This is a genomic window from Undibacterium sp. Rencai35W (assembly GCF_049340185.1).
Classification (GTDB): domain Bacteria; phylum Pseudomonadota; class Gammaproteobacteria; order Burkholderiales; family Burkholderiaceae_D; genus Undibacterium.
Genome location: NZ_JBMPPC010000006.1, coordinates 26,574 through 44,042 on the forward strand (window position 1 = coordinate 26,574; position 17,469 = coordinate 44,042).

Below are 17,469 nucleotides of genomic sequence, written 5' to 3' on the forward strand. Positions count from 1 at the left end.
CTTTCAAGAATAAAAAGAGTGAACTTAAATATGCACCACCTAAGTATATATTCAGAAAATTGTATTGAGTTACCTGACAGCCAGTTGAACCGCAATCTAATCGCATAAAAATGGCTGATCTGTTTGTGTTTCGAGTAAGAGAGTGACGAGCAAGGATCAGCATATCTAGCTCATGGTTAAACCAAAATTTACCTGCTATGAATTTTGGTTTTAAATAGATGTGCAGAGTAATAATCACTCATTAGCGTAGCCACCAATCATGCACCGAATATGGAATGCGCGCTAACAATCACTTGCCCGTTTAATATTGGGAGTACTGGATGAAGAAGCAAATTCAAGAAAATCTAGCTGCATGACATTCGCCTGATGGTGAAGTCATCGAATCTCGGAATAACAATTCAAACTTTGATGGCTCAGGTAATAATTTTTTTAGAGTCTGGACGACTCGAAGCAAACGAAAGTCATTCTCCGGCGCGTCGTCACATGTATCGTTGATACAAAAAAACGGTAACTCGCCAAATTGAGTAAGTAGAGAGTCGAACTGTAGTTTGGCGTTATTGTCGCCTGTATTAATATGTAAGGGATCTAATACTATTTGTTGGGCGACCCCAATGTGTATCATCCAGCGTGGAACCAGATCGGGGACGATTGCCGGCGATCGCCACGAGCGGAATGTTGTTGAGCGTACTCGTTCGAATAATTCTGGCGCAATTTGCTCAAGCGCAAACATAGCACTCCTGAGCATAGGACGCGGGGAGTGCGAATAAACGCGAGGAACATGACTGTAGGTCGAATAGCGCTGTGATAGCCAGGCCTTCGATAGTATCGATGCATTGACCAATGCGGACTCATCAGGTTGCAGCGCTTCATAGTCCGGTATTGATTTTGTCTCAGAAAAAATTCTCAGACAGCCACCAAACCACCAATCAATATCGACTTTCGCACCGAAAAAGACATCGTCGTTGAGATAAATGAATTTTTCTGACAAGCCAGGGATATGGTGCAGGTAAGACTCGATATGACCTGAGTCAAATACCGATCCTGTCGTGCTCGGAATCAAATCTCGATGATCAATGATAGTAATATATTCCGACGAACGCAGCCATGATGGAGTCTGTCCGTCACTGATGATGTAGACATGACCATGGTCAGGAAAAAATTTTTCCAATGCGCGTAGGTTAAATAGCAGTTCTCCGTTGTCGCGATATCTGCCAGCCGTGTTTCCGTGCGCGGCTAACTCGTCCGGATTTTCTATAATCCAGCTTGCATAAGCCTGCTCCCGTTTTATCTGCCACATCGGATCTGAACCATCTACCCATAAATAGACAATATCGATTTGTTCCGAAATCTTACGTGCGTCGTTCATTAAGCAAGCCATCTTTCTATCCGTATTATTTTGATTGATACACGTTCTATCCGGTCTCTTGCAGAGCTTGTCAGATTATTTGTATCGAAACGACAATTCGTCCATACCTGGAAGACTTAGTCGTTGATATATCCTGAGTCAAAGAAACTCATAGACCAGTTTAAAAATTCGAATGATGTTGACAGTTACATCGCGTTTCCATGTCTGGAAGACGCGCTATGAACGTGATTCATTGCGATGTAATGATTTGTTCGTGTCGCAGGCACTGACAAATGAAGTGAGACTGATAAAGTCCAAAAGAAAAGGGGCTGCAAATAACGGCAACCCCTTGTATCTTATGTCTATCCTTACCTGATATTAACCAAGTAATTGCGAAATAGCAGTCAAATCAAGCAAACGAAGGCTAACAGCGATTACTGTGTTTCACAAGAATTTTCGCACCCAAACTAGCTGGCTATAACTACTTCACTAGCTTAGTTGATTTAAAATCAAAATATAAATTAAATTATTTATAAGAGACCCTTCTCTGGGTCACACTACTCGCACAATTACACCATCAATCCCGCAAATGGTGGTATTTCTCAGACAGGCAATGTCTGCTGACTAAGCGAGCCGGATGCTGGAGGTCAGTAAGCTGCGGTAGATTACTTTGGTCTCAAAGAAATCATGCAGGTCTTCTGGAATATTGAGACGCAAGTACAAAACACCATGTCTGTTGCGGTGTAAATTGGAAGATAATCTGATGCCCATTTTGTGCGATATGTGACACTCATGTGTGACACTAGACAAAAACAGAGCTAAAAAACAAAAAAGCCCTTGAAAAATCAAGAGCTTAGTGTCTTTTGGTGCCGAGAGCCGGAATCGAACCGGCACGCCTTGCAGCGCGGGATTTTGAGTCCCGTGCGTCTACCTATTCCGCCATCTCGGCAACGCAAGCCAAGATTATGACAGAAGCAATTTGAGATTGCAAGGGCGAACCAAGGATTCTTGTGTGTTCGGACGTTTTACCGGCAGCCAGCGCTACGTTTGTTGTTCATGTGTTGAGGGGGATGTGTCGCTTATTTATGGTCTTTGCTTTTTTTGAATTTATATTATTTGCGTGAGTGCGGGATTTATCCTATCGCGACGCTTAATGCAGGAGCCGCATTGCTATCGTTATGGTTCGTCGGCCTATCGGGTTCAATTGGGGGGAGCAGGCTTTGGATGGCTTGTGCGGGCAAAGCGGTTGAGCGCAGCCAGCCTTGATATAAATCGCAGCCTATATTTTCAAGCGAAATAAGTTGCAATTCGGTCTCGACGCCTTCTGCGATTACTTCCATGCCGAAGTCGTGACCTAATGTGGAAATAGCTTTGACGATTGCCATATCCTTGTGATTTTTAGTGTGTCCCTTCACGAAACGCTGGTCGATTTTGATGCGTTGTACGGGAAATTCTCTTAAGTAAGTGAGGGATGCGTATCCGGTACCAAAGTCGTCAATACTCACGCCGACGCCGAAAGCGTGTAATTGTTCTAGGCAGATTTTGGCGATATTGATGTCTTGCATAATCATGGTCTCAGTGACCTCGATTTCGATGCGTGAGGGAGGGATGCCGGCATCGGTAATCGACTTGATCACAAAATCGACAAAGCCTGCCTGAAAGAACTGGAGGCTGGAGACATTCACGCCAACCACGAATTTTTCTGGCAAGTTCCAGGTCGGTATTAACTGACAGACTTCGACCAGAATTTGATTGCCGATATCAATAATGAGTCCGGACTCTTCTGCGACAGCGATAAAATCTTTGGCTGCGATCATGCCGCGTTTTTCATGGCGCCAGCGCAGTAATGTTTCAACGCCAATCATTTGATGAGTGCGTACATCGAATTGCGGTTGGAAATAAGGCAGGAAACGTTTTTCTTTCATCGCAACGCGCATTTCGAGTTCTAGATTCGTTCTTTGTTCCAGGGCCTGTGCGATATCGATAGAGAAAATCGTGTATTTGTTTTTGCCTTTTTCCTTACTTTGATACATCGCCATATCGGCTTGCTTCATCAGCTCATCTACATCTGGTGCACCATCGCTGGCGATGGCAATGCCAATACTGGTAGTCAGATAATAAGTGTGTTTGCCGATGTTCATTGGCGCGCAGATCAGTGCGAGTATGCGGTCTGCTATGGCATTAACGTCGTTGTCTTTGGGTAGATGTTCCACCAGGATAACGAATTCATCTCCGCCTAGACGCGCGACAAAATCAACTTCTTTGACTGAGTTTTTCAGGCGATGGGCGATCTCGATTAAGACCTGGTCGCCGATATCATGACCGACTGAGTCATTGATAAATTTAAAGCGATCCAGATCGAGGAAGAAGACGGCAAGTTTGCTGTGATAGATATGTGAGTGTCGCAGCGCTCTCTCAGTGGCATGACGTAAGCTGGTACGGTTTGCTAATCCTGTCAGTGCATCCTGATAGGCTAACTGTTTAATTTTTTGCTCAGATTGATATTTATCCGTGACATCCATGGCGATCACGCGAAGTGTGAATCCCGTCGGCGTTTCGCTGGAATCTACGATGAGATTGAGCCAGCCAGGTGTTTCACTCTCTATGCGGACGACCTGATGTGTGTGTAATACCGTGGTGAGTGCCGTGCTGATTACTTGTGTAAATTTGAGTGCATCTTCAGCATCCATATGCAGAAGTAGTTGCAGCAAATAATCAATCCGTATCTCTGGATCGAGATAAAACAAATCATGCAGATTGCCCGTTTGTGCACTCAGCTGATGTGAGGGGCTGAGTTGAAAACTACCCATTTTAGCCAGACGTTGCGTTTCCAATAAAGATTCTTCGCTGATCTGTAAGGCGCTGGTCATATCGTAAGCAAGCCGGTGAGCGATTTTACCGGTTCTGACTGTCAGATAAATAAAGCCAGTGGCAAATGTCGTGAACAGAGTTCCTATCAGTGTGATCAGCCACAGGATATTGGTTTCTGCTAAACCGTCATAGGTTTGAATTTCGTAATTGACCGACCATTTTTTTCCAGGCACGGATAACGGTAGCTGAAAATTAAATTGCTCTATATACGGTTTATTCGTAGTGTCGGTTCTCGTTCCTGATGGTAGTGTGATCTGAATTTTTTCATCATCAATCCCGGTACCCGAGAGGGTGACGCTATTCATCTTCAGATTGGCAGAATCAAACAGATGATGAATTAACTTATCAATAGAAATAACGGTAGAAAACGCACCTTGAAACGCAGTTTTTCTTTGTGCTTGATTGGTCAGCGGTAAGCTGGTGTTGTACACCGGTATAGAAATAACGATGTTATTTCCTTTTAAAATCGGATGCTGATTATTCAGCATGAAGGACAGGGGTTGCGCACTCTCTCGCATGCGCTTACTCCCTGAAGGAAACCATTTTTCCAGATTCAGGCCAAGTGCATCGCGCAGCTCTTGTCGCGGCTCCATGTAAAGGGCAACCAGTGCATCCTGATGCGCAACTTTATCGGTAATCGAAAAATCAGGGTAACCCTGAGTATCAACACTGGTATCGATTTTCACCGCTTGTTCAAAGCGATTAAATTCGTCAGGACGGACTCGTTTAGAAAATAATTTGGCGACGAGCCAAGGCTGATTTTCTACTTTTGCAAAGGAGTGAAATGCATAGCGATTGAAGTTCGGTGAGATGTAATACAGACTGACGAAGGATTCCAGCCGTGATTCTTCATGTTCAAGTTCGTTTTGCAGGCTGGCATGGTGTTGATAGACAGTCTCTTGCAAACGCCTTTTAAGATTCTCTTTTGATACCTGTAACGACAGCCAGCATAGCCCTGTCGTGACGGAGATACAGATCACGGCAGTGAGGAGTGCTGCTGGAACTGCTTTGACCTTCAGGAAGCGTGCTGTGACTTGCGAATTCATTGAACTTAATTAAAGTGGAAGCGCCCGGTAGGCGCATTCCCTGACTACAAAAATACTGCGTGGTTACGGATTACTTTTTTAAATACAAAGAAAAAAGCTCATCATTGTCGGCGGTGCGGTGACCGTCCCATACTCGTTCCCATTTACCCGGATAGGCATTGCCATCGACCTCGCTGGTCTGGTGCAATCTCTGGCTTGATTGTAAAAGCAGTACATCGCATGAACGCTCATTAAAACCAGCAAAATGCAGGTGACCAAAATACGCAAACGAGGCGCGTTGTGAAGGGCCGATATTGCTATCAATACAGCGATAAGTCTGAGGCATTTTTGTTTGCAATTCCATCGTCAGGCCAGCATAGCTGATACGGTGATTGATCAGTGGTAATGCCAGCGTGAGCAGCAACAGCCAGCAAAGAATGACGCCGCCGCTAGATAAGACAACTGCACGCCACAGGACGGATGGTTGTCGTGAAATACGCCAATACACCAGAGCAAACCAGGCGATCGTCGCAATCAAGGCAATCAGAAAGGTAAAGGGGTTAAAGTGCGCCTCATAGCCAGGTGCCCAGCGTGTGACGGCCTTCGCTGCACTGGCAGGCCAGCCGGTTTGTAAGGCAATCCAATACAGCCAGAACAGAGCGGCGACGCCAGTCAATACCATCACGGCGAACCAGTCAACGGCATTGATTGCGCTGCGCTTCATCGTCGGCAAGCCAAAAGCTGCCAAAATCGCCAGCGGTGGCAAGATTGGTAGCAAGATACCTTCTTCCGAAAATGGATTAATCAGTGCGAGCAGGATAAAGCAGGCTAAAAATGTGACAGGTAAAGAGATGTGCAGAGCTTTTTCCTGTTTGCGCCAGGCATAAATTGCCCACGCAGCAAATGGCCATGCCGGCCAGGCAAACCAGATGCCGTATTTGAGCAAATAAGTAATGCTGGCGAATGAGGGAAGGTCGATCTGGCGCGTATTCCACAGCATCCAGGCTGGATAGGGTGAGCTGTCAAAAGGATTCACCATCGCAATTGCTAGTAGCCATGATCCCGCAACAATCAACGCTGCGGGAATTGTCAGCTTCAGCAGTAATTGGTACTGAGTTTGCTGACGATAAAAACATAATCCGATTAAACATACGCTTAGTGTCGCGGGTAACACCCAGCCACGCGTCAGAACTAGTAGTCCCAGAGTTAAGCCTAGCTTGAGTGCGCTGATCTTGCTGCTGCTATCGAGTAATCTGGCGCAGCCATATAAGGCATAGGCGACCAGAGATATTTGCAGAGCTTCGGCGCTGGTTTCATGACTGCGCACCAGCAGACCCAGGCAGCCCAGATAAATCAATAAAGCACCATCAGCCAGAGTCCGTCCAAAATCTTTGGCATCAGGTTGTCCGCCAAACGCCAGTTTCAATGGCTGCGCTTCGGTACGACGACCGAGTAAATACGTGGTGTACCAGACTGACACCGATCCCAGCATAAAGAACATACCGGTTGCAAGCCGGGCGGCCATTGCGTCACCTACCAGCCAGCCAAATAATTTAATGCAAATCGCGCCCAGCCAGAAGGCTAGCGGTCCTTCTTCCGGCATGGGCAGGCCGACGATGTGTGGCCATAGCCAATCATTCAGTGTGCCGTGCGCCATGGTCCACATCACGCCAAAACTGGCAGCGTCATCTCCTTTCCACGGGTCGCGACCTATTAGTCCGGGCAAAATATAGAGCAGACATAAAGCTAAAATGCCCCAGCGTGGCAGGGCGATAGTGGCAGCGGCAGGAAGGCGTACAGGCTTCATATGTCTCTATAAAATGAGCTATGACGAAAAATAACGGAGTGTAACGGGACTTATACTGACTTAAAGGATTGTGGCTGACCTTCAGTGCCAGGCGAATTGCAGTCCAGATTGTAGTGCAGCGCCAGAAGAATCATTAACACTATTCTTTGCGGGTACTCACAGATTGTTGCAAATTTGGCTTGAAGTAAAACCCGGTAGCTTGGTGCAGATCTGGTTGATCCAGATCATTTCCAGATCATTTATAAAAAAAGGCAGCTTGAGCTGCCTTTTTTGTTCAACACATTCTTTACAAATCTTAAGAAGAATCTTAGTTTGCAACAGAAGTTTTGGAACCAACAGTACCGAATTTTTTACGGAACTTATCAACACGGCCAGCGGTATCAACAATTTTGTGTTTACCAGTGTAGAAAGGATGGGATTCTGCTGAAACCTCAATCTTTACCAGTGGGTATTCTTTGCCTTCAAATTCCATTTTGTCACGTGTCTGGATAGTAGAACGTGTAACAAATTTGAAGTCATTAGAAACATCGTGGAACAAAACTTCACGATAATTTGGGTGGATGCCGTCTTTCATGCTTGCCTCAAAAAGTTTTGGTAGCCAATCATCACTTCGGCGGTCGACTTGCCTCTTGACCCGATTGTTGATCACTTGCCGGATATTAAAAATATACTCTTGGCAGAATTGCCAGCCCGCGATTATACAATAAAATCATGGGTTTGCGCTATTCTGCATAAAGACAAAAGCCTGAGAACGATAGGAGATACGGTGGCGGCATCAATACATTTAGGCATGAGCACCCTGATTCATGCAGTCGAAGTGGCAGGTATTATCGCTTTTGCCAGTTCGGGTTTTATCGAAGCCCGGCGCAAGAAGATGGATCTGGTCGGCGTATTTACAGTCGCCTTTATTACTGCGTTTGGCGGCGGCACTTTGCGCGATCTCTTGCTGGACCGGCGACCTTTATTTTGGGTTGAGCACCAGGAATATCCTTTGATGATCTTTGTTCTTGCATTGATTACGACACCGTTTCTCCGTCATTTACGTCATGTCGTGACGGAAAAAATGATTTTGTACGCGGATGCGCTGGGTCTGGGTTTGTTTAGTGTGGTCGGCGCATCTCTGGCGCAAGAGGCGCAAATGCCGATTTTCGTTTGCGTCATGATGGGGGTTATTACCGGCATCTTTGGCGGAGTATTGCGTGACATGATTTGTAATGAAATCCCCATGGTGTTCCGGCGCGGTCAGCTTTATGCGACCTGTTCATTTGCCGGCTGCTGGGCCTATCTCCTGCTGAATTTGCTGGGTGCGTCCGAGAGCGTGGCGGTATTTTCGGGGATTGTTCTGACGTCGGCAATGCGACTGCTGGCAGTTCGTTTTGACTGGAAACTGCCAGGTTAGTCTGATCCAGCAGGCGGACTAATTCGCTCAGGTGCTTATTTTCAGGGGAGGGCGTGCAACCAGTCCTGCCATGAACATATCAATCATCGCCTCTGAATGTTGTATCAGGCAGTAGGCTGACGTGTCTTCCAACCATTCATGAACGATGCCCATGGCATAAGCATGTATGGCTTGCATGACGATCCAGGTATCGGTATTTGCCGGAAGATTGCCCTGATCAACAGCCTGCGTCACGATGGCCTGAACTTTGTGAAGACATTCAACACGCTTTTCGTCCTCCGCATCGAAAAAAACCAGATCGCTGTTTTTTTCGCAACGATGAAAAATAATATCGAACACTTTGCGTTGGCGCTCGTCACCTGTGACTTGTCTTAAAAAATGTAGATATAGTTGCTTGATGCTTGCCAGCGGATCTTTGCTCGGTGTGGAGACAATTTCATTGAGCAAGGCTTCCATCGGCAAGAAGGCGCGATCGCACATGGCTTGAAAGAGCGCGCTTTTATCCTTAAAGTGCCAATAAATCGCGCCGCGCGTCATGCCTGCTGCGCTGGCCACATCATTTAATGTCGTACTGGTCACGCCTTTTTCGGCAAATACTTTTTCAGCCGCATCCAGCAGCGCACTATAGGTTTCCTGAGCTTCTTCTTTAGTTTTTCTAACCATAATATCTCTCCTGACGACGCAGATTCAGGTGGTCTTGCACCTGTTCTTGTATTTTTTGTTATCTTGTGATGCCAAGAATATTTTTTGCTTCAAACATTTACAAACATTCGTGAATGTATATAATAGCACACCGAGCTCCCTATCGAAAGAGAAAATTTCATGAGTCCACCTAATTCCGCCCTCTCTAAAGCGATCCAAAAAATGTTCCCAACTTCCGCTGATTCAGTTACTTCTATGCAAGCTAATTCTTCCATTCGTCTCTGGCACATTGCCGCGCTGAGCCTGCCGTTACTGACATTGTCAGCCTGTGGCAAGCAAGATGCGAGCGCCGCAGGACACGGCGGCATGCCACCACCAGAAGTCAATGTCGTCACCGTCCAGCCAAGAAATCTGGCAATGGATTTTGAATACGTCGGTCAGACTGCAGGCTCACGCGAGACAGAAGTGCGTGCACGGATTTCCGGTATTTTGGAAAATCGCGTGTATGAGGAAGGATCGCGCGTAAAAGCCGGCTCCGTATTGTTCCAGATCGACCCGGGTACATATCAGACCCAACTGGCATCCGCAGAAGCAGCGGCTGGTGTGACAGAAGCCAAGTTGAACCAGGCAAAACGTGAGTTTGCCCGCCTGACGCCATTGGCGGCTGAAAAAGCGATCAGTCAAAAAGAATTTGACGATGCAAAATCAAGTCTGGAAACAGCTGAGGCAACTTACAAGCAATCCCGTGCACAAGTGAATGAAGCCAAATTGAATCTTGGCTATACCAAAGTAGTTGCACCGATCAGCGGTGTAACAGGTGTCGCGAATAAGTCAAACGGCAGCCTGGTAACGCAAAGCGATAGTTTATTGACCACGATCGTGCAGACCGATCCGATTTATGTGAACTTCAGCGTTACCGAAGCGGATTATCTCAAACTCAGCAAGGACGTGAATAGCGGCAAGATCGCTTTGCCTGGCAAGCGTGCGACGAATGGTAGTCTGGCATTTGATATCAGACTGAAGCTGGCTGACGGCAGCATTTATCCAACGACGGGCAAGATGAATTTTGCCAGCGAAAAGATCAATCCGGCAACCGGTGGTTTTGATGCGCGTGCACAAATCCCTAACCCGGAGGGCAATTTGCGTCCAGGTCAATTCGTTCGGGTGATCATGAATGGTGCAACCCGCAGTGCTGCAATCGCCGTGCCACAACGCGCAATTATCGACAGCCCGATGGGTAAAATCGTCTTCACGGTATCGCCTGATAATAAGCTGGCACCGCGTCCTGTTGAATTGGATGGCTGGTCGAACGGCGAATGGATTGTAACCAAAGGCCTGCAAGCGGGTGACCGTGTCCTGGTCGATGGTTTCATCAAAGCCCATGATCCTGGCATGACCGTTACACCAGTTGCATTGACTGCACAGGCTGCCGTAACACCGGCGCCAGCAATGCCTCAGGCTGCGCCAGGTGCAAAGCCAGCTGCCGAATCTGCGAGTGCTAAAGCCGCTTCCGCTGCAAGCAAGTAAATACAAAACTCAGCACAAAACTAAGCGCCCCATTTAGCCCCCAAACAATACGTAATACGAGGCACAAGGACTATTCATGTTTTCAAAATTCTTTATTAACCGGCCGATTTTCGCGACAGTCCTGTCGCTGATTATCGTGCTGGCTGGCCTGGCCGCTTTGCGGATCTTGCCAATTTCGCGCTACCCGGAGATTTCTCCTCCGGTTGTCAATGTCACCGCGGTTTATCCGGGCGCTTCTGCCGAAGTGGTCGAGCGTACCGTTGCTGCACCGATAGAAGAGCAGATTAATGGTGTCGAACACATGTTGTACATGGATTCGACCTCATCTGCCGATGGTCGTGTATCGATCAACGTTACCTTTGAAGTTGGCACTGACCTCGACATCGCTGCCGTCAACGTCAACAACCGCGTACGTCAGGCGGATGCCAAGTTGCCGCAAGAAGTCCGTCGTCAGGGTGTGACCGTCTCCAAGAGTTCATCGAACTTCCTGGTGGTGGCTGCGCTGTATTCGCCGGATAACCGTTACGACTCTTTATACCTGTCTAACTATGCAACGCAAAACGTACTGGATGCCTTAAAACGTATTCCAGGCACGACCAATATTCAGATTTTTGGTGCGAAAGATTATGCAATGCGTATCTGGATGCGTCCTGATCGTATGGCACAGCTAGGTATTACCGTTGCCGATATTTCTAATGCGATTACCGAACAGAATGCCCAATACGCAGCAGGTAAAGTAGGCGCACCGCCAAACAATACCGAAGAGCTGACGATGACCGTCACTGCCAAAGGTCGTTTGCTGGAACCATCTGAGTTTGCCAATATCATCGTAAAAACCGACAAGAGCGGTGCCACTATCCGTGTCAAAGATGTTGCCCGTATCGAGCTTGGCTCCAAAGACTACAACCTGAATGGTCGTGTGAATGGTCATCCATCCGCGAATATCGGTGTCTTCTTGCAGACTGGCGCGAATGCACTGGATACCCGCAAAGCCTTAGAAAAAACTTTGCAGGATCTGAAGGCCAAATTCCCGGAAGGTATGGAATACGCGACGCCGTACGATACGACACCGTTTGTGACCGAGTCGATTGCCGAGGTACTAAAAACTCTGGGCGAAGCGATGGTGCTGGTATTCATCGTGGTGTATTTATTCCTGCAAAGCTGGCGCGCAACCATCATCCCGACGCTCGCTGTTCCTGTTTCTCTGATCGGTACGATGGCTGGTTTGCATTTGCTGGGTTATAGCATTAATACACTGACCTTGTTCGGTATGGTGCTGGCGATCGGTATCGTGGTCGATGATGCGATTGTTGTGTTGGAAAACGTCGAACGCCTGATGAATGAAGAAGGCATGACGCCAAAAGATGCGGCGATTGAGGCGATGCACGAAGTGACTGGTCCGGTTATTGCGATTGTCCTGGTGCTGGTTGCTGCGTTTGGTCCGATTGCTTTCCTCGGTGGTTTGGCGGGAGAATTGTATCGTCAGTTTTCCGTGACAATTTCGATCGCGGTCGTTCTGTCTGGTATCGTTGCCTTGACTTTGACACCGGCACTGTGCGCGATTTTGCTCAAACCGGGTGCGGAGCAGCACAATCGTTTCTTCACCTGGTTTAACGGCGCCTTCTTGCGTCTGACCAAACATTATACAAATGGCGTGACCTTCTTCCTGCGCCGTGCTGTCTTGGGCGTGCTAGTGTTCGGCGGCATGCTGGTCGTCACTGGTGTGTTGTGGAAAACGGTACCAGGTGGTTTGGTGCCGGATGAAGATCAGGGTTACTTCATTGGTGCTGCCATCATGCCAGAAGGTACGTCATTGGCTCGTACCGATGCGATGGTCAAGCAGGTTGAAGAAATTATGAAAACTAACAAGGACATTGATACAACGTTCGCGCTGGTTGGTCTGGATTTCCTCGGCGGCGGTGGCTTGAAATCCTCTGCAGCAACCATGTTTTTCCCGCTCAAACCTTGGGAAGAGCGCACTCACTCAGCGCAACAATTGGTTGGTGAAGCGTATATGAAAACCGGTCGTATCAAAGAAGGTCTGCCATTGTTCTTCGCACCTCCTGCGATTCAAGGTTTGGGACAAACCGGTGGTTTTGAATTCTATTTGCAAAACAAAGGCGAGGGCGGCGTAAAACGCTTGGCTGAACTGTTACCTGCATTACTGGCAGAGGCGAATAAACAACCAGAGTTGGCAGGTGTGCAGACTTTGTGGCAAGCGAATTCACCACAGTTGTATGTCGATGTCGATAACGACAAAGCGCGTGCGATGGGAGTGGCCTTGTCCGATATTTACAATACGCTGGCAGCGACCATGGGTAGCTACTATGTGAATGACTTCAACAAAAACGGTCGTATCTATACCGTGCAGTTGCAGGCAGAGGGGCAGTTCCGCGCCAAGCCAGACGACATCGGCAGCATGTATGTACGCTCCGCATCGGGTCAGATGATACCGGTACGTGCTTTCACAACGATCCGCTTTATCACTGGTCCGGATTCAGTCCAGCATTTCAACGCTTTGCCATCGATCAAAATTCTGGGCGGTGCTAAACCAGGTTACAGCTCAGGTCAGGCAATTGCCGCGATGGAACGTGCTGCGAAGAATGTCTTGCCGACGGAGATGGGCTACGACTGGGGCGGTGCATCATTCCAGGAAAAACGTACCAGCAATGCCGCAGGTATCGCCATCGGTGCCGGTGTTCTGATGATCTTCCTGATTCTGGCTGCACAGTATGAGAAATGGTCTTTGCCATTCTCCGTTTTGCTGGCAATGCCTTTCGGTATCTTTGGTGCTCTGCTGGCGGTGTATTTGCGTCACTTTAATAATGACGTGTACTTCCAGATTGGCCTTGTGACCCTGCTTGGTTTGTCTGCAAAAAATGCGATTTTGATCGTGGAATTTGCGGTGATGAAAGTGCATGAAGGCTATGCGCCGGTGGCCGCGGTATTGGAATCGGCACGCTTGCGTTTCCGCCCGATTCTGATGACCTCGCTTGCGTTTATCCTGGGCGTGGTTCCGCTGGCGTTCTCGCACGGTGCTGGCGCTGCGGCACGGATGTCGCTCGGTACCGGTGTTCTGGGCGGCATGCTGGCGGCAACTTTCCTTGCGATTTTCTTCGTCCCCCTGTTCTTTAAACTGATTAACGATAAACGGTTTAAAACTACTGAAGCAGACTTCGAGCATCCTGTGCATATTTTGCACAATGCACCAGTTGCAGAAGTGAAGGAATAAGTAATGACTACAATGATGACTACAAACATCTCTACATCCAGACTGGTACTGACTGCGATTGCTGCAGGCTTGCTGCTGGCGGGTTGCGGCGCAGTCGGGCCTGACTATCAGCGTCCTGCATTTGATACCCCGGCGACCTTGACCACGGCGGCGAATGCCTCCAAATCCGTCGCAGCGGTCGAATGGCTGTCGTGGTGGAAATCGTTCCAGGACCCGGTTCTGAACAGCCTGCTGGATGAGGCGGTCGCACATAATCAGGATCTGGTACTAGCAGCCGGACGTGTTGAAGAGGCGCGTGCTACAGCAACTGCCGCCAACTCCAGTCGCTATCCGACCGTCGACGCTAATCTGGTTGCTACCAAATCTCGGACGAGTCAGAATTCCGGCAAATTACCGTCTGGCTCACCGCTGATTGCTAAGGATTACCAGGCCAGCTTAAGCGCGTCTTATGAGCTCGATTTCTGGGGCAAACTCAGCCGCGCTGACGAAGCGGCACGCGCCAGATTGCTGTCCCAGGAGGCGAATCGCGGTATCGTGATCAGTAGCTTGTATTCCAATCTGGCGCAAAATTATTTTGCATTGCGTGCCTACGATGCACAGCTTGCATTGGCAGACTCTGCATTAAAAACGCGTCAGGAAAATCTGCGTCTGCAACAGAAGCGTTTTTCCGCCGGATCCATTGGTGAACTGGACTTGCATCAGGCAGAAGCCGAAGCAGCGGCAACCGAGATCACTCTGGCGCAAGCAAAGCAGGCGCTGGCAAACACGGAATCAGCGATTGCCGTATTGCTCGGTCGTTCACCGGCAGCGATTGCCAATCCGGATATCCCTCGTGGCAACAGCATTGACCGTATTTACCAGCAACTCAGCGTTCCCGCTGATTTGCCGTCGGACTTGCTGAATCGTCGTCCCGACATTATTGCGGCGGAACAGACCTTGGTTGCGGCAAATGCCGATATCGGTCAGGCGAAGGCGCAGTATTTCCCTAGCCTGAAATTGACCACGACTTACGGAGACGAATCCAAGGTATTTCAAGACCTGTTTAACCCGGCTTCTTTGCTGTGGAATCTCGGTGCGAACTTAGCGCAACCGGTATTCCGCGCTGGCGCCATCGGTGCGGTTGTCTCAGGTGCCGAAGCTCGCAAAACGCAAGCCTTGGCGCAGTATGTCCAAAGTGTGCAAGGGGCGTTCCGCGATGTGCATGATGCCTTGATTAATACCAGCGCCAATGAGCAAATGTATGCTGCGGGTAATCGCCGCGTCGTTGCCTTAAAAGATTCGTTGCGTCTCGCGGAGTTGCGTTACAAGAACGGGTACAGCGGCTATCTCGACGTACTGAGTGCCCAGCGGGATCTGTTGCAGGCCGAGTCAGGCCTGATCGATACCAAACGCGCCCATCTGGCTGCCGTCGTCAGTATTTATAAAGCAGTTGGTAGCGGCTGGGATAAACCACCGAGTCTGGCCGCGAAATAAATTCAAAAATAGGGGAGTATGTCCTTAAATTGGCATGAATGCGCACTGTTTATATGGGTAGTAAAATATACTATGGTGAGTATGCTTAATAAAAGCGACATGCGACTCTAGAAAAATCGGCGTCACGCAGTAGCAAAAATGAGGAGCGAATCTGCATGCCAGTTTCGCTCTTCTTTTTTTTGCGTGTATTTTTTTAATTGCGACGATAGTTTCTGTTGATGAGTCGCACACGTATGGCAGATGAAATTCCACCCGTCTGCTGATAGCGAATGCTTGTGAGTACCGGCGAATCTTTCTACAATCCATCAATAGTTTGCATCAGATTACACATATCAACTTCATGGAGAGCACATGGCAACCGTCCATCTACACAACACATCAGGTTACGCTCAGGAGATACGCGCGCGCACTCACCGGCTGACGTCGGATGAACCTGAGAATAACGGCGGTAAAGACACCGGTCCCGCACCCTATGAGCTGCTGCTAGCTGCGCTGGCATCCTGCACTTCGCTGACCCTGCGTATGTATGCAGACAAAAAGGGATGGCAACTCGGCAGCATTAAAGTAGATGCCCGCTTTTCCCGTGATGATCAGGGCGTAGAAACCATAGAACGCACCATCGCTTTTGGAGAAACGCTCTCCCCGGAGCAACGTACTCGCCTAGCCGAGATCTGCGAAAAAACACCGGTCACCAAAACCATACGACAAGGTACAGCAATCCAGACGCAACTACAGTAACTCCGGTAAACGTTTGTGTTCCTGGTGAATGCCCGCTATTTCGCGGGCATTTTTTCTTTCTCAGAGGTGGGGGGGCGAGGTGACTGGTCAACTTTTAGACAAAATGGCCAAATCGATTCGTGACATTTTTGACAACTAAGACTACACTGAGTTGAGTGCTGAGCAGCTCGGCTCTCGTAAGGCAACGTGGTACCGCTAGTCATCACAGATAGGGGCTCGCGTTGTCTTGATATTGCTGCATAAAGCACTAAGTCAGATTGAGTCTGCGCTGCTATCGCATCCTGATTGCTCTGTGGACCTGAACCCGTCGTAGGTAAAACTACTTCAATCGAGGAGAATAGTCATGGCAATGTTTCGCGCAGTAGGGGGACTTTTTTGGGTCAACGCAGGACAAACGGTTAAGTTTGGTTATGCTTGGCCCACCACCGGTATTACCGACATCGGTCCAGCCATCGCCACTGCCAATCCACAAGATACTTTTCACGGTGAACTGATCGTTCAAGGCAATGGTCGCTTTTATCGTACTGTTGGCGCAGGCGACAACGCTGTTGATGCCGCTGTCTATACCGCAGATATTTTTAATAACAGCAATGTCGCCGCCAGTTTTGTCGTCGACGTGGGGACATGGCAATGATCTACTCAGACAAACTCACGGTACTCAGCGAAAACGGCGTCATCGTTGCAATGCATATCCCCGCCGCCGCAACCCCTGGAGCGCCACATGCAGAACTAATGCCGTCGGCCACACAAAAAATGCATCACCTGAGTGTACGGGATTTGCCACATGGGGTAGATATGAAACCAGAGGTATTGCATGAACATGTTTGTTCTGCGCTGGGTTTGCGGTTGAGGTAAGCCGCGCTGAGGCCCGTCGCGTTTAGGCAAGGAGACATCAATAAAAATGCTAAGTAGTTTTTTTGTTTTCTCCGTCAGATCAAAATATAAATTGCTCTTCAAATATAAATAAGCCCCGCATCAATTTTTTGGAGGAAACAGTAACTAAGAAATATGATCGAAAAAATATCGACTTTTTTTACCCTTATATTTGGCAACCTTTTTGTGATATTCGCCCGAACCGATATTTTGTCGGCAAGCTCAGATCGGTTAGTGCTTGAGGTAAATACGTCTACAATTATCGTAGATAGAAAAACTCAATTAATTTCTTCACCCAGACAAATTCTCGCCAGATTTGATTCAATTCAATCAATTGATGTAGAGCATTGGCGAACTGGAAAGCGTCATGAGTAGTGGGCAGTTATCGTACGTTTATCAGGTGGACGACATCTACCCATTTGTAAAAATACTGATGAGGCGTTGTCTTCTATTGTTGCAGCTCATTTGGGAACCATCACAGGCAAGCAAGTTCGAGCTAATTCGAAATGGAGTGTCTGGAGATAATTTTTACGTTCT

Annotated in this window: 13 protein-coding genes and 1 tRNA gene; 7 read left to right on the top strand and 7 right to left on the bottom strand. The window is 48.2% G+C overall.

The window, feature by feature from the left end; translation table 11 throughout:
• Positions 1 to 334: 334 nt before the first annotated feature.
• The 6 genes from ACO0K3_RS14015 to ACO0K3_RS14040 all read right to left on the bottom strand — a co-directional run bounded on the left by ACO0K3_RS14015 (position 335) and on the right by ACO0K3_RS14040 (position 7,622).
• A complete protein-coding gene (locus ACO0K3_RS14015) occupies positions 335 to 1,366 on the bottom strand; it encodes a Stealth CR1 domain-containing protein (protein ID WP_422985589.1) in 1,032 nt (343 codons plus the stop codon).
• A gap of 603 nt (positions 1,367 to 1,969) precedes the next feature.
• Complete coding sequence (locus tag ACO0K3_RS14020; protein WP_422985591.1) at positions 1,970 to 2,116, bottom strand: DUF6538 domain-containing protein; 147 nt, start codon at positions 2,114 to 2,116, stop codon at positions 1,970 to 1,972.
• Positions 2,117 to 2,209: 93 nt separating this feature from the next.
• Positions 2,210 to 2,294, bottom strand: a tRNA-Leu gene (locus ACO0K3_RS14025).
• A 184-nt stretch (positions 2,295 to 2,478) separates the two neighbouring features.
• Positions 2,479 to 5,262: a bifunctional diguanylate cyclase/phosphodiesterase gene (locus tag ACO0K3_RS14030; RefSeq protein ID WP_422985593.1), complete on the bottom strand. Its 2,784-nt coding sequence runs from the start codon at positions 5,260 to 5,262 to the stop codon at positions 2,479 to 2,481.
• A 70-nt stretch (positions 5,263 to 5,332) separates the two neighbouring features.
• A complete protein-coding gene (locus tag ACO0K3_RS14035; protein WP_422985595.1) occupies positions 5,333 to 7,048 on the bottom strand; it encodes an ArnT family glycosyltransferase in 1,716 nt (571 codons plus the stop codon).
• 307 nt (positions 7,049 to 7,355) lie between these two features.
• Positions 7,356 to 7,622 carry a type B 50S ribosomal protein L31 gene (locus tag ACO0K3_RS14040; RefSeq protein WP_262835590.1) on the bottom strand — a complete coding sequence of 89 codons (267 nt, stop codon included), beginning with the start codon at positions 7,620 to 7,622 and terminating at the stop codon, positions 7,356 to 7,358.
• Between the two features lie 216 nt (positions 7,623 to 7,838).
• On the opposite strand from ACO0K3_RS14040, the gene ACO0K3_RS14045 reads away from it, so the two are divergent.
• Entirely contained in the window at positions 7,839 to 8,447 is a 609-nt protein-coding gene (locus tag ACO0K3_RS14045) for a trimeric intracellular cation channel family protein (protein ID WP_422985597.1), read from the top strand.
• Between the two features lie 27 nt (positions 8,448 to 8,474).
• Here ACO0K3_RS14045 and ACO0K3_RS14050 read toward each other — a convergent pair whose 3' ends face one another.
• Positions 8,475 to 9,110, bottom strand: a complete 636-nt coding sequence (locus ACO0K3_RS14050; protein ID WP_422985600.1) for a TetR family transcriptional regulator — start codon at positions 9,108 to 9,110, stop codon at positions 8,475 to 8,477.
• A 159-nt stretch (positions 9,111 to 9,269) separates the two neighbouring features.
• On the opposite strand from ACO0K3_RS14050, the gene ACO0K3_RS14055 reads away from it, so the two are divergent.
• The 6 genes from ACO0K3_RS14055 (at position 9,270) to ACO0K3_RS14080 (ending at position 16,914) form a co-directional block, all read left to right on the top strand.
• On the top strand, positions 9,270 to 10,616 hold the full coding sequence (locus ACO0K3_RS14055; RefSeq protein WP_422985602.1) for an efflux RND transporter periplasmic adaptor subunit: 1,347 nt from the start codon (positions 9,270 to 9,272) through the stop codon (positions 10,614 to 10,616).
• Positions 10,617 to 10,692: 76 nt separating this feature from the next.
• Positions 10,693 to 13,848, top strand: coding sequence for an efflux RND transporter permease subunit (locus ACO0K3_RS14060; RefSeq protein WP_422985604.1), 3,156 nt, complete (start codon positions 10,693 to 10,695; stop codon positions 13,846 to 13,848).
• Positions 13,849 to 13,851: 3 nt separating this feature from the next.
• On the top strand, positions 13,852 to 15,321 hold the full coding sequence (locus ACO0K3_RS14065) for an efflux transporter outer membrane subunit (protein WP_422985606.1): 1,470 nt from the start codon (positions 13,852 to 13,854) through the stop codon (positions 15,319 to 15,321).
• A 351-nt stretch (positions 15,322 to 15,672) separates the two neighbouring features.
• Complete coding sequence (locus ACO0K3_RS14070) at positions 15,673 to 16,059, top strand: OsmC family protein (protein ID WP_422985608.1); 387 nt, start codon at positions 15,673 to 15,675, stop codon at positions 16,057 to 16,059.
• A gap of 343 nt (positions 16,060 to 16,402) precedes the next feature.
• Positions 16,403 to 16,693 carry a hypothetical protein gene (locus ACO0K3_RS14075; RefSeq protein ID WP_422985610.1) on the top strand — a complete coding sequence of 97 codons (291 nt, stop codon included), beginning with the start codon at positions 16,403 to 16,405 and terminating at the stop codon, positions 16,691 to 16,693.
• Positions 16,690 to 16,914, top strand: a complete 225-nt coding sequence (locus ACO0K3_RS14080; protein WP_422985612.1) for a hypothetical protein — start codon at positions 16,690 to 16,692, stop codon at positions 16,912 to 16,914. Before ACO0K3_RS14075 ends, ACO0K3_RS14080 begins: the two co-directional genes overlap by 4 nt.
• Positions 16,915 to 17,469 lie beyond the last annotated feature (555 nt).

Excerpts from the sequence above, each read along its gene's own strand:
- ACO0K3_RS14015 (WP_422985589.1), bottom strand. The coding sequence starts at position 1,366 with ATGAACGACGCACGTAAGATTTCGGAACAAATCGATATTGTCTATTTA.
- ACO0K3_RS14065 (WP_422985606.1), top strand. The coding sequence starts at position 13,852 with ATGACTACAATGATGACTACAAACATCTCTACATCCAGACTGGTACTG.
- ACO0K3_RS14020 (WP_422985591.1), bottom strand. The coding sequence starts at position 2,116 with ATGGGCATCAGATTATCTTCCAATTTACACCGCAACAGACATGGTGTT.
- ACO0K3_RS14050 (WP_422985600.1), bottom strand. The coding sequence starts at position 9,110 with ATGGTTAGAAAAACTAAAGAAGAAGCTCAGGAAACCTATAGTGCGCTG.
- ACO0K3_RS14075 (WP_422985610.1), top strand. The coding sequence starts at position 16,403 with ATGGCAATGTTTCGCGCAGTAGGGGGACTTTTTTGGGTCAACGCAGGA.
- ACO0K3_RS14045 (WP_422985597.1), top strand. The coding sequence starts at position 7,839 with ATGAGCACCCTGATTCATGCAGTCGAAGTGGCAGGTATTATCGCTTTT.
- ACO0K3_RS14060 (WP_422985604.1), top strand. The coding sequence starts at position 10,693 with ATGTTTTCAAAATTCTTTATTAACCGGCCGATTTTCGCGACAGTCCTG.
- ACO0K3_RS14080 (WP_422985612.1), top strand. The coding sequence starts at position 16,690 with ATGATCTACTCAGACAAACTCACGGTACTCAGCGAAAACGGCGTCATC.
- ACO0K3_RS14055 (WP_422985602.1), top strand. The coding sequence starts at position 9,270 with ATGAGTCCACCTAATTCCGCCCTCTCTAAAGCGATCCAAAAAATGTTC.
- ACO0K3_RS14070 (WP_422985608.1), top strand. The coding sequence starts at position 15,673 with ATGGCAACCGTCCATCTACACAACACATCAGGTTACGCTCAGGAGATA.
- ACO0K3_RS14030 (WP_422985593.1), bottom strand. The coding sequence starts at position 5,262 with ATGAATTCGCAAGTCACAGCACGCTTCCTGAAGGTCAAAGCAGTTCCA.
- ACO0K3_RS14035 (WP_422985595.1), bottom strand. The coding sequence starts at position 7,048 with ATGAAGCCTGTACGCCTTCCTGCCGCTGCCACTATCGCCCTGCCACGC.
- ACO0K3_RS14040 (WP_262835590.1), bottom strand. The coding sequence starts at position 7,622 with ATGAAAGACGGCATCCACCCAAATTATCGTGAAGTTTTGTTCCACGAT.